General features: G+C 42.0%; 12 protein-coding genes. 7 read left to right on the top strand and 5 right to left on the bottom strand.

Annotated elements, in window-relative coordinates:
• Positions 1–7: 7 nt before the first annotated feature.
• Complete coding sequence (locus WC743_RS07680; RefSeq protein ID WP_373011311.1) at positions 8–751, bottom strand: LytR/AlgR family response regulator transcription factor; 744 nt, start codon at positions 749–751, stop codon at positions 8–10.
• Between the two features lie 386 nt (positions 752–1,137).
• Here WC743_RS07680 and WC743_RS07675 point away from each other — a divergent pair, with 386 nt between their 5' ends.
• A complete protein-coding gene (locus tag WC743_RS07675; protein ID WP_373011310.1) occupies positions 1,138–1,881 on the top strand; it encodes a LytR/AlgR family response regulator transcription factor in 744 nt (247 codons plus the stop codon).
• A 198-nt stretch (positions 1,882–2,079) separates the two neighbouring features.
• Here WC743_RS07675 and WC743_RS07670 read toward each other — a convergent pair whose 3' ends face one another.
• Positions 2,080–2,559 (bottom strand): hypothetical protein, encoded by a 480-nt coding sequence (locus WC743_RS07670; RefSeq protein ID WP_373011309.1) that lies wholly within the window; start codon positions 2,557–2,559, stop codon positions 2,080–2,082.
• A gap of 271 nt (positions 2,560–2,830) precedes the next feature.
• Positions 2,831–4,057, bottom strand: a complete 1,227-nt coding sequence (locus tag WC743_RS07665; RefSeq protein WP_373011308.1) for an IS110 family transposase — start codon at positions 4,055–4,057, stop codon at positions 2,831–2,833.
• Between the two features lie 755 nt (positions 4,058–4,812).
• Between WC743_RS07665 and WC743_RS07660 the strand changes: the two genes are divergently transcribed.
• Genes WC743_RS07660 through WC743_RS07635 form a run of 6 tightly spaced genes read left to right on the top strand, consistent with a single transcriptional unit; the run spans position 4,813 to position 9,591 of the window.
• On the top strand, positions 4,813–5,478 hold the full coding sequence (locus WC743_RS07660; protein ID WP_373011307.1) for an ArsR/SmtB family transcription factor: 666 nt from the start codon (positions 4,813–4,815) through the stop codon (positions 5,476–5,478).
• A gap of 9 nt (positions 5,479–5,487) precedes the next feature.
• Positions 5,488–6,597, top strand: coding sequence for an MBL fold metallo-hydrolase (locus WC743_RS07655; RefSeq protein WP_373011306.1), 1,110 nt, complete (start codon positions 5,488–5,490; stop codon positions 6,595–6,597).
• Positions 6,598–6,603: 6 nt separating this feature from the next.
• Positions 6,604–7,041: a rhodanese-like domain-containing protein gene (locus WC743_RS07650; protein WP_373011305.1), complete on the top strand. Its 438-nt coding sequence runs from the start codon at positions 6,604–6,606 to the stop codon at positions 7,039–7,041.
• An 11-nt stretch (positions 7,042–7,052) separates the two neighbouring features.
• Complete coding sequence (locus tag WC743_RS07645; RefSeq protein ID WP_373011304.1) at positions 7,053–7,580, top strand: TlpA family protein disulfide reductase; 528 nt, start codon at positions 7,053–7,055, stop codon at positions 7,578–7,580.
• Positions 7,577–8,371: a nucleoside phosphorylase gene (locus tag WC743_RS07640; RefSeq protein ID WP_373011302.1), complete on the top strand. Its 795-nt coding sequence runs from the start codon at positions 7,577–7,579 to the stop codon at positions 8,369–8,371. The genes WC743_RS07645 and WC743_RS07640 overlap by 4 nt, the downstream gene beginning before the upstream one ends.
• Complete coding sequence (locus WC743_RS07635; RefSeq protein ID WP_373011301.1) at positions 8,359–9,591, top strand: MFS transporter; 1,233 nt, start codon at positions 8,359–8,361, stop codon at positions 9,589–9,591. Before WC743_RS07640 ends, WC743_RS07635 begins: the two co-directional genes overlap by 13 nt.
• A gap of 198 nt (positions 9,592–9,789) precedes the next feature.
• Here WC743_RS07635 and mobC read toward each other — a convergent pair whose 3' ends face one another.
• On the bottom strand, positions 9,790–11,832 hold the full coding sequence (gene mobC, locus WC743_RS07630; RefSeq protein WP_373011300.1) for a conjugal transfer protein MobC: 2,043 nt from the start codon (positions 11,830–11,832) through the stop codon (positions 9,790–9,792).
• A 70-nt stretch (positions 11,833–11,902) separates the two neighbouring features.
• On the bottom strand, positions 11,903–12,844 hold the full coding sequence (locus WC743_RS07625) for a DUF5712 family protein (protein ID WP_373011299.1): 942 nt from the start codon (positions 12,842–12,844) through the stop codon (positions 11,903–11,905).
• Positions 12,845–12,867 lie beyond the last annotated feature (23 nt).

Here is a 12,867-nt window from a genome sequence, read left to right as displayed (position 1 = left end):
CAGGGCGTTATTTTTTTCGCCCTGTCTTTATCAGTTTCCCGGTCAGAAATTCCGTAAAATCCTTCCGGTAATATTCGCCCACGGTTATTTTGAGGCCGTTAGCCATTTTGATCGTATTGCCATCGATTGAATCAATATGATCCTTGCTGATAATAAAGCTGCGCTGGAACTGTACAAAGTTCTGGAATGGGTTGAATATTTTGGAGATCTCTGTCAGGGACATATAAGTCAGCACCTGTTTAGAAGCGGTATGGATCAGTACATAGTTTTGCTTGCTTTCCACAGCAACCACCTCATCGTACCTGATCTTTACAATTTTCAAATGTTCTTCTTTGTTTTTGACAAAGAAGAATGTTTCAGTTGTTTGAGCCTCTGTCTTTTCTTCTTCCTGCCGGGGAAATAGCTTGGCGATGGTTCCAGCGAACTTCGAAAAGGTATAGGGTTTGAGCAGGTAAGCGTCTGCTTCGGCCTCGAACGCCTCATAGCCATACTGCTTGTGCGCGGTTGAAAATATCAGTTTCCTTGTTTTTTTCCTGATCTCCCTGGACAATTCGATTCCGGTTATCCGCGGCATATCGATATCCAAAAAAACAAGGTCTACCATGGGGCCGGCAGTTATCTCCATTAAAGCCTCCAAGGGATCGGCGTAACATTTAATTAAACGCAGATTTGGAACTGAGCTGATATATTTAGTTAGCCAGTCGATGGCGAAGGGTTCGTCATCTATTATTACACATTCATATTTTTCCATATTAAGGCAGTTAATTCAGATGTTTAAAAAAAGAGCAATTAATTTAAAAGTCATTCAATCCGTAAGATTCAAACGAATAGCAAATATTAAATAAGGTGAGGGTAACCATTGTTGCAGACTAAGGGTGAAGAAAATACACCTTTGTATGTAGAAAAATGGCCTTTCCGGGTAAAACGCCCCGGACGTTGTTCTTATTACGTTTAGTTTTGGCCAAACAGCCAAAAGCCAGGCCAAATGACTTGTAATATTTAATGGGCAATGTAACTATGGTTTTTAGAATGTGCTGGTTTTTAGATATATAAATTATTAGTTACTTTGTTTTTATTCAGACTTACCACTGATTACTGGACCTTTATGCATTAAGGATTTCTTAATAATAAAATGATATGCTAAACTGTATCATAGTAGACGATGAACAATTTTCCGTTGACGCGATAACAAAGTACATTGATATGTTGCCGAGGATGAACATTGTAGGTGTTTATACCGATCCGCAACTGGCATTGGAAAAGGTAAGTTCAGAGAGCGATGTCGATCTGCTTTTCATGGATATCGATATGCCACGGATAAACGGATTAGAGCTGGCTAAGGCGCTAAGGTCAAAGACACAAAAGCTGATCTTTACGACTTCGCACTCTAAATACGCCTTTGACGCCTATCAGGTGGAAGGTGACGCTTATCTGTTAAAACCTTTCAGCTTCGGTAAATTCTCAACGACGATCAACCGATTATTCCCGAATACAACGGAAGCAAAAGCATCTGTGTCAAGCCATGAGGATGAGTATTTCCTGGTCAAAAACAAAGAAGAAGACCTGCGGATCGTCAAAGTCAAATACAAAGAGGTGATCGCTTTTGAAAGTTCGCATAACTATGTCAAGATCCATTTGGTGAATAACAAACCTGTCATTGCTTATTTAACGATCAAGGATATTCTCGAACTGTTAGGCTCCCGTGATATCTTTAAACAATTTCACAGGGCGTTTATCATTTCTACCGACTGCATAAGCTATATTGAAGGGAATACGATCAGGATGAATAACAACTTAGCTTTCAGTGTCGGTGAAAGCTACAGGGATAATTTCAGCGCTTACCTGGCTGGTAAACTGCTGAAAACTTCGAGGAAACATTAATTTCTATTAGCTGCAGGCTTACTGGCCATATTTTTGGAAGATAAAAAGACTCTGCCGAACGATGCGTTAATTTTTTATATATCTTCGCTTATCTATTGGCAGGTACTTCCTGCCTATTGTGATAAGGTTTCCTCTAAAAATCAACGTCTAATTCGACGCTTTTATGAATTATGGTTTTGTAGTAAGGAGAGGAAACTGTTAATCTTTTTCTAAAAAAGCCTGCATATCTTCAGGCATGGGGTAATTTCCGCACTGTCTTCTCAAAAGTATAATCTCACCTAAATGAAAAGATAAATGTGTTGCCATGTCCAATATCTTCCTAAATTTAAGTTCAAAATCCAATTCACTTAATGACAAAGTTGACGCAATAGTCTTAATTTTACCTATTTGACTATCAAAAATGCGAACTGCGTTATCTATATCACTTTGCTCATTTGGCACCTCTGTTTTAATCCAGGTCTCTATTTCTGAAATATGCTTTTCTGTCTTCTTGCCTTCTGCCAATAATAATTCATCTTCTTGCCAGAGAATTAAATGATTAAGAATTTGCCAAATGTTTTTTGACGTCCCAGGAGGCATGCAAGTAACGGTAACAACACTTAGGCTTTTAAATACTTTAAATGTGTCAAAAGCTTCAGAGAAAATGGGCTCAAATTGTATAGCATGCAGATTCGACATAGGGATTGATTTGGTGATAAGAATGGTTAAAAGTAAGTCTTTAAGAGTTTTTTAATAAGTTTTTATTAACATATTCATTATAAAAGTTGGTCAAAGTAAAATAATCTTTCTGTATACTATAATGTAAGCCGTCATTTAAAAAATAAGTTTCCTCTGCGTTCTCGTGGAACAAGCGTGGGTGCTATCTACAGTTTTGGCAGCTTAGGTTTCAGACTGTTTATTCTATTACCTTTTCCGTCCTTTTAGTATGTTAAATATCATTGGTTTGCGGTCATGACAATTGTGCCTTATGGTATAGAGTTGCTTTAGCTTGCAAATCGACAAAATGAGCGATCCCTTTTTCCTGATAAACAGTTAACGTTTCCAGTGTCTTATACACCACTTTAAGTAATCTCCTTGCAACAGCAACAATGGCTTTCTGTGCTTTCATTCGTTTACGTAGCTTATCAAATAAGGCATGCCAGTATGAATCTTTCATACGAACCGCAGCCCATGCCGCGCCAACAATGGCAACTCTTAAATAACTGTTGCCCTTTTTAATTGCAGTATTTTTTCGCTTACCTGCACTTTCATTGTTACCCGGAGCTATACCGCACCACGCGGTAAAGTGATCCGCTGTTGGAAATCGGCTCATATCTTTTCCAGCCTCACTTATAATGATTTCTGCTGATTTGACCCCGATGCCGCTAATGTTATCTAGACATTCAAAGGCTTGGGCATAATGCTCACTGATAATTTCAGTAATTGATTTATCTAAAAAGTCGACTTGCTTTTGCACATGGTCGTAATCTTCTAATAACATCTGTAATTGAGTATGGTGGTAGGTTTGAAGTGTGCCATCCAAAGCTTTAGCTAATTGGTCTTTCTTTTTGATTACTTTACCTCTGGCACAATTCAGCAATTGCTCATGGTCGGTAACTCCTTTTGCCAGCAATCGTATCATATCCATAGCTGATAAGGTGTGGATAGAACTAATGACAGAACGCAGTTTGATGTTGTTGCTCTCCAATATCTTCAGCAGACGGTTCCTTATCCTGTTAAGCTGCCAAGTATAGAATAAGCGATTGCGGCAATAATCCCTGATGATCCGTTGTGTGTTGTCTGGCATAAAGCTCGGTCGCACCAATCCATGCAATAACAACGTGCAAAGCCATTTAGCATCCTTGCGATCCGTTTTGCGCTTAGGCATCTGCTTGATATGAACCGGATTCGCCACAATGACTTCGATGCCTGCATCGGTGAGTATGGCGTATAAACTCATCCAATAAATACCCGTGCTTTCCATCAGACAATGGTGAATATCACTCTCTTGTAACCAATCTCTGATCTGTTTCAGTTCACAGGTATATGTCCCAAATTCCCTAAACTCTTGATTGCTGCCATCTTTCCCGGAGATAAAGCCAACGATCTTGTCTTTGTGCATATCCAAACCACAGGCTCTTTCTAATTGAGGCATAATGTTTACATCGTTTACATCTTGAATTACTTGTTGTTTCATAAATATCCTCCGTTGATTATCTATGAACTACATTTTTATGAGCCCGGGTGTTTTTCAAATCATAATACTTAGGTTAAAAATCCCTGGCAGCGAGTGCTCGGGATTTTTTATTGTTATGCTATCCTCTTATCTTCTTAGCAAAGTAAATAAGAAACAAAATCCAAACTCCAAAACCTACAATAAATAGTGGTAACTTATTTGACAACATGGTAGCGGCAAGAAATGCGTCAGTTGCAACTATGCAGGTAAGACAAAATAAAATGAATGTTCTCATGATTCTTATACGCTTACAAGGCGCATGGTTTTACGTTGTTCTATGGGGTCGGTTAATTCCTTTATTTTACTTTTTTGTGGCTTGGGAGGTTTCGGTTTTGTTCAAATGCTGTGGATTTCTACAATCTTGATAGCTATGATCCACAAATCAGGCTTTACAACACAGTTTTTTAGTTTAATAACCTGTTCAGCAGGAATGCTTCTTTTTTTTGGTTTTTTGGCGGTGACCAATTTTATAAACCTTAAAAGGATAATTGCTTTATTTTAACCAACGCCGACATCTTCATTATTGTAAATCTTTCTGGCTTCATTGAACAGGGTACGCAAACCATGCATGTGAGATTAAATACCCAGGTTTGCACCCCTCTTTCAGTCGTCTTTAACTCAGAGTAAGTATTCCCCATGATTCATTCAAAAAAAAATAATCTATTCAATAAATTACTTGAATAGATTATTTTCTCTATTTTTGAGAAATCGTTTTTATGGAAAAAAGAGCATATAAGGACACCGTATTTGCTGAACTTGCGCGCATTAGCGGCGCATTAAGCAATCCCCGGCGGCTGGAGATCGTCGACCTGCTGGCACAGGGAGAGAAAACAGTCGAAAAAATTGCATTGGAAACCTGCATGTCTGTCGCCAATACCTCCCAGCATCTCCAGGTCTTAAAAGCCGGGAGCCTGGTCGAGATCAAGAAACAGGGCAATCATATTTATTACCGGCTAAGCAGCGATAAAGTTGCGGAAATATGGAAGCTGATGCGCGATTTCGGCACATCCCGAATTGCAGAGATCAATCGCGTGGTGAAAGATTTCAGAGAGCAAAAACAGATCCTGGAATCAGTAACGATTGATGAGCTTATTGATAAAATGGAAGGGGGGCATGTGGTTTTATTAGATGTCCGTCCGGAGGAAGAATATTTATCAGGCCATATCGCCCGGTCCATCTCTATCCCCGTTGAACAATTGCTTGACCGGATGGCTGAACTTCCACCGGATAAGACCATAATTGCTTATTGCAGGGGCCCCTTTTGCGTCTTTGCAGACGACGCTGTCGCGCTGTTAAAAGAGCATAATTACAACGCTGTCCGTCTTGAAGAAGGTTTTCCCGACTGGAAACTAAAGGGGTTACCTGTAGAAATGAATGCTTAACCAATGATCATGGAAAAAGAAAAATTTAGTATCAGCGCCGATAATTTAAGAGCAGCGCTTGAAAAAGGCGAGCAAGTTTTGGTGCTTGACGTAAGACCGCTGGAACAGCGGCAGGAGTGGCAAATACCCGAAAGTAAGCATCTCGAAGTTTACGAAGACTTGAAAAGCGGAGATTATTCCAAACTTCAGCAGGCTGAAATTCCCGCGAATACGAAAGTCATAACAGTTTGTGCAGCCGGCAGAATAAGCCAGGTAGCTGCCTCGGCTTTGCGCGAAGCGGGAATACAAGCATTCTCGCTGGAAGGTGGCATGAAAGCCTGGAGTTCGGCCTGGAATACAGCCAGGTTACAGGATGAAAAAATAACGGTCATTCAGATCAGAAGAACCGGAAAAGGCTGCCTGTCGTATATGGTAGCATCAGATAATGAAGCCATTGTGATCGATGCCTCGTTGGACAGGGATATCTATGTAAAGCTTGCAGAAGAAAATGGCTGGAAGATCAAATATGTGTTAGACACCCATATTCATGCAGATCATCTGTCTCGTTCCTTAGCCTTATCCCAATACACGCATGCAGGTTTGTATATGCCTGACCAGGATAAACTGCAATATCCCGTCAACAAAGTGAAAAATGGAGATATACTCTATTTTGGCTCCGCCCAATTAAAAGCGATACATACGCCCGGCCATACGATGGAAAGCATGACCTATGCTGTCAACGAACATTATCTTTTCACCGGTGATACGCTTTTTACTGAAGGCGTTGGCAGGCCGGATTTAAAGGCAGAAGAAGCAGAGTTAAAAAAACGCGCTGGTTTGCTGTATCAATCGTTAAGCAAGCTAATGGGTATGAACCCCGATTATCTTGTTTTGCCGGGACATGCCAGTAAGCCGGTTCCCTTCGATAACCTGGTAATTGCCTCTACGCTGAAAGATATTAAGGAGAAAGTTCCTGCATTAAAACTGGCTGAAAATGATTTTATCGACAATATCCTTTCAAAAATTCCGCCGACACCGCCAAATTATAAAACTATCGTTGAATTAAACCTGGTCGGAGATACGCAAAGTATTGACCCGGCAGAGGTTGAGGGCGGGGCAAACAGATGTGCCATTAACTAAACTAAAATGAAAAAAATCGGATTTCTTATTGCTGCGATAGCTATCGCATTTTCTTTAACTACTGCTGCCCAAAGTAACCCGGAGCCATGGAAACCGGAGCAGCTATTGGCCCCCAAGCAGCTGGCCGACCTCATTAAATCAAATGCTAAGGATAAACTGCTGATTATCAGTGTGGGACCTGCCGCTTTAATAAAAGGTTCGGTTGATATAGGCGCCGTACATGATCAGGTGAATCTTAGCAAGCTGAAAACGCTTCTTTTAAAAGAAAAGAAAGACCGGGAAATTGTGATCTATTGCGGTTGTTGCCCGTTTGAACATTGTCCAAATATCAGGCCCGCATTTAAGCTTTTGAATGAGCTAAGATTTACAAATCAAAAACTGCTGAATCTGCCCCGTAACCTAAAAGCTGACTGGATCGATCAGGGATATCCAACTAATAATTAAACACGGAAAGAATGCATAAACTATTTTTTGCCGGCTTTTTACTGATCGCTGTAGCGGCAACTGCCAGTGCTCAGTCATCTAAGCCTGTCCATGGCACGAAACCAGGTAATGCAGCGCCTGAGATCAGACTTCCCGGCCCGAAAGGCGATACTATTTCCCTTTCTTCAAAAAAGGGCAAAATCGTGCTCATCGATTTTTGGGCGAGCTGGTGCGCCCCTTGCGTCGGCGAACAACCGGAATTAGCCGTACTCTATAGAAAATACCGTCACACTGCTTTTAAGGGAGCGATGGGATTTGAGATTTTTGGCGTCTCACTCGATTCCAAAAAAGCGGAATGGGTCAATGCTATAAACAAATTGGGCATAACCTGGACACAGGTGAGCGATTTGAAATTCTGGAATTCGGGTGCAGCAAAAAGCTACCAGATTGAAAGCCTTCCGTACAATGTATTAATTAACGGCAATGGAACTGTTATCGCCACCGACCTGCACGGTACTGACCTGGAAAAAATGCTCTTAAAGATTAAATCAGCGAAATGAAAATTTCCGACAGCAAGTATTACCATGAGGACAGCGTTTTTAAGCCTGAAAACCTGCTTCGCGAAGTGAGACGTCAAAAAAGCCTGCCGGATGGGTCTATCCCTTCGATTTGTCTCCTTGACCCTGACGGCGATATACTGGACTATCTCTTGAGAACCGGCCAGGCTCGCATAAATACCTCCTGGGCGTGCTATCACACTAAACTCTATGAATTCCGGTTAGAAGAATACGAACTGGGAATAATCGCCTGCGCCGTAGGCGCTTCTTTCGCTGTGTTATTGGCCGAACAGCTATTTGTTTCAGGCTGTCAAACGCTGATAAGCATTACGTCTTCAGGTCTTATTGGTGAGATTCCAGCAGACATAAATTATATTTTGATTGAAGATGCTATACGTGATGAAGGAACAAGCTATCATTATTTACCACCAGAAAAAGTATCGGGTATTAGTTCCGATTTGTTGGCGAGGTTAAAAAACACGCTGCCTAACCAATTGCCCTATGTCGGAACAGGCAGGAGCTGGACGACGGATGCCCCGTATAGGGAAACTGCGCACGCAATCGAAGACATGAGGGCGGCAAATGTTCAGGTCGTCGAAATGGAAGCGGCTGCTTTATATGCCTTTGCAGAAGCAAAAAATAAAGACGTGATCTGCTTTGCACATATCACTAATTCGATGGCGCAAAACGGAACTGATTTTGAAAAGGGATTGGAGCAGGGAAGCATCAGTTCTCTCGCACTGGTACTATGTACTTTAAAAGGATTAGCAACAGACCAGGTATGGATAAAATAGAACTCGGCTTAAAAGAGAACTGGAAACAGTTTACCCTGCTTGTTATCGTCAATGCCTTCGTCGGAGGTATGGTAGGACTGGAAAGGTCTATCCTGCCGCAGATCGCCGAAAAGGAATTTCATATCGTTGCCAAAACGATCATCCTCTCTTTTATAGTTGTTTTTGGTGTGGTCAAGGCAGCGACAAATTATTTCACCGGAACATTTGCAAACTATTTAGGACGCAAGAAACTGCTGACGATTGGCTGGCTGATCGGTATTCCTGTCCCCATCATATTGATGCTTGCGCCTTCCTGGAACTGGATCATAGCAGCCAACGTTTTATTAGGCATCAACCAGGGTTTAACGTGGTCAACGACCGTCGTCATGAAAATAGACCTGGTCGGCGAAAAAAACAGAGGCCTTGCCATGGGCTTAAATGAGTTTGCGGGATATGGGGCATTGGCTTTAGTCGGTTTCTCTACCGGTTGGGTGGCAAGCCAGTACGGGCTCCGGCCTTATCCTTTTTATATAGGGATCGCAATAGCTTTAGCGGGATTTCTGACGAGCTGGTTATTCATTAAAGATACCGGACATCACAGTATCAAGGAAGGATTACAAAGTGTCGTCCCACGTTTGACGAATATCTTTAAGGATACAACCTGGAAGAACCCGAATTTGGGATCAGTCACACAAGCCGGACTAATAAATAATTTAAATGACGGAATGGTATGGGGACTGTTTCCCATTTTATTCGCGGCCAAAGGGTTTACACTGGGGGAAATAGGAATCATCACAGCGACTTACCCCGGCGTGTGGAGTATCAGTCAGATATATACTGGTAAAATGGCTGACCATTATGCAAAAAAGACCTTGCTTTTTTGGGGAATGCTGATCCAGGGTATTGCCTTGTTAATGTTTATTGTGGCGGTTTCTTTTACTCAGTTCATCGTCCTTTCCGTTATTTTGGGTATAGGAACAGCACTCGTGTATCCAACCTTTTTGGCGGCCATAGCCGAGAATACGCACCCTGCGGATAGGCCCAAAAGCATAGGGACTTTCCGGCTTTGGAGAGACTTAGGCTATGCCATCGGCGCTATACTTACCGGAGTTATTTCGGATGTTTTTAATATTAACGCATCGATCTTACTAATCGGAGCTTTAACTATAATATCTTCATTTATTATTCTTTACAGAATGATCCCTTTGATGGCTATTACAAGCAATAATAATGTCAAATAGCTTCGTGAATTTTGTTGCCCGCTAACACACTTGTGACTATAATGCCAGATCAATAATAACGAAAGAAAATTATTAAAAAATATTTCAGTAAGCCTACCTCAATAACAGATGGAACCTTCTATCTGTTGTGATAGGGTTGAAAGCCCCGGGCAGCGAGCGTTAGGGGATTTTATTTTACGTCTTTGCCCGCCTTAGCCTTTACATCGATATATCTTTTTCTTCGTTGTTTTCCTCACTTCCTTTTGATTTTTCTTCTTTTTCGTTGTCCTGGGTTTGAGGTGGCTCTTTAGGTTTCCTGGCTTCGATCTTTTCCATTTCTTCAGCGATAAGGACGCTTATTTCTGCCTTGATTTTCCGGTAGTTTTCCTCAACGTCTTCCGGCGAAACATATTCCACTAAAGGTATCCGTTTATACCCGACTTCTTCTTTGGCAATAGCCTCATGGTTGTTCTGTATCTCACTGTGAAATAATTTAAGCTGTATTTTCTGTTCGGGATTATCGGCCACCATGCCGACAAATTCACCTGAGGAGAGCGCCGCAATTTTAGAAGCTGGTATCGCGTAATCCAGTTGAGTAGCTTTAGTGGTAGAGGTATCGCTGCTGTTAATGGTCATACTGTTCTTGTCCTGAACGATCTTGCCAAAGTTATCAGCTAAGGTTTTGGCGGTATCCCCGGTCACCTGCCCGCTGATGATATTACCGACAATACCTGTGATTACATCCGCCTGTTCAGGGCCATAGTCTTTTCGTAGCTGGCTGAAATCCTGTACAGCTAAAGTCGTAGCCACCTTATTGCTCCGCGCCGTAGCGATCAAGCTGTCCATATTATTAAAAAAGATGGTGGGAAATTCATCGAAGACCAGGCTGCTTTTTAACTGGCCCTTCCGGTTTACCAGTTTGATCATGCGGGATATATACAGGGACAGCACCGCTCCATAAATTTGTAGCTTCTGCGGGTTGTTTCCCATGCAGACGATCTTTGGTTCTTCGGGATTATTGACATCCAGCGTAAAGTCATTGCCGCTCAATACATAATATAATTGCGGGGAAGCTAACCGGGCCAGGCCTATTTTGGCGGAAGCGATCTGACCCTCTAATTGCGCTTTGGCATTGTTATTATAAGCCAAAATAAATGGATTGATTAATACCCGCACCTGTTCTTCTTGCTGTAACACAGAGAATAGCTGTTCATAGTCGGCCTGCATCAATTCGATCACATGGGGAAGGGTGCAATATTTGCCATCCTGGTATTTGCGCAGATACCATATTACGGCTGTTAAAAAGTTGATCGGGCTTTCCACGAAAAATTCCCCCTGTTTTTTGATCCACTCGCGGTTCAGTCCCATCATGATCGTTCGGCTTGCTTCCGTTGCATCTGTAATATCGGTCATGGCTTCCGGCTCCAACGGGTTACAGCGGTGGGTATGGTTCAGGTCGTCGAAATTGATCACGTAAAAGGCAGGTTTAACCTTGTAATTGTCCTTGTACATTAATAGTTTGTTGTAGGCTATCTTCGAGAGGTCATCGTATTTAAAATCATAAACGAACATCGAAAAGCCTTTTTTGATATGCTGGTCGATAATGTGTCTGATTACGAAATACGATTTACCCGCGCCGGGTGTACCCGCCACCAAAATCCCCCGAAATGGATTGATAAAGTTGATCCAGGAATTGCGTATCTTTCCTTTGAGCCGGTATTTAGCAGGCAGGTTGATGGAGTACTCATTTTCCAATAATTCTTCCTGCTGCGGAAAAGTTTCATTTTCTGAATTGAAGATATCCTTATGGAGTTTGTCTTTCAGTAAGCGTGACAACCAGGTGCCGCCTGTTAAGATGAGCAAATAACCTATCCCCGTTAAGGCCATATAAACAATGGCAATTACCTGGAAACTGAACGGCAGGTAAAAACTTAAGGTGCTTATAAAATAAATGAGCAGGCCGGTAAGCAAATAGGCAACAATGCTCTTGTAGTTGATCTTTTCATCCTTTTTACCTTTTACGCCGGTCAGGGATATAATCAAAAACAGCAGAGCCGCCAGTTTCGGTTTCCATAGATCATTAAATAAACCTATACGGGCAATGTTGCCTATAATATGATCAGTTATCATTGCTGTCCAGTGCCAACTTATAAATGCCTGGTAACAGCAGATATAAAAATGGATGGCCAATATGAATATGCTGATCAACCGGGTAAAGTCGATTATCTTGCGTAATCCCTGTGTATCTTCTCCTGTTTGCATGAGTGCTTTCTACACATCTTCCCCGATAGGGAGAACGTTGATCTTTATGGTAAATAGATAATTGAAATGATTATAAAGTCAGTCCCTGATCTTGTTGCTGCTCGTTATTTTTTCTTTTCTTCTTTTTGCGCGGGATGATCGGCGCTACCTCAGTCCCCGCTTTGGCGAGTGCGATCTGTAGTATATTGGCAGGAACTTGTGTCTTGCCATAATTTTTGATTGGCGCATTTTGTTGCTGCTTTTGGGCCGGCCTTAATTTCTGTGCTGTTTCGTGGCTTCGCTTTTCCGCATGAATGGCTATCCTTTGATCTAAGTTGCCTTTCTTCTGTTCATTGGCATAGCGAAAAGTATCGGTAAAACCACGTTCAAAACTAAAATACTGGTCAAACAGCGTTTCACCTGATTGTTTGAAGGCTGAACGGTCAAATTGACCCAGCTTCTGGGAATGGGCCGCGTTTTTACCCCGTGAATTGTTCATCGGGCTGAGCTTAACCTTATTGGTGACGTCCTTGCGGCTCACGATGACCTGAACATGCATTTGTTCACCCGGCTTGCGTTCGCCGCGATTTTTTAATCCCTGTTTGACTTCCAGGTCTTTATGGCTGTAATAACGATAGTTTTCCAGTTTACCGAACCAAAGCAGGTCATTATTGCTGTTGATGCCCGGCCGTTTGAAATTCATGGCATATTCGTCCATGACCTTAGCTGCATAGGCCTTCAGTTGTTCCTTTGCACCCTGTTCCCCGTATTTTTCTTTGAGAAAGGCGATCTCTTTCTGGCTTGGGCTGATATTGATAAGGAAAAACTTGGAATCGGCCCTGCCCAGTTTAGCCACATTAGTATCGATGGCCTGCATGGTTTCATAGGATTGTATGCTATGACGTTCCTGGTTAAACCATAGTTCCGGTCTTCTTTCCTTATCCATCTGGTTTTCCTTATCCAGATAATGTACCAGGCCGCTGCTGCTGCCTTTATTATCTGCGGTTTCGCTGTCTGTGATATTGATATACATAAGCCCTCCTTAGCCCCCAGGTA

This window comes from Mucilaginibacter sp. (assembly GCF_041660805.1).
Classification (GTDB): Bacteria; Bacteroidota; Bacteroidia; order Sphingobacteriales; family Sphingobacteriaceae; genus Mucilaginibacter.
The sequence above is the reverse complement of the archived record's forward strand: the minus strand, read 5'-3'. Positions and strand labels throughout refer to the sequence as shown.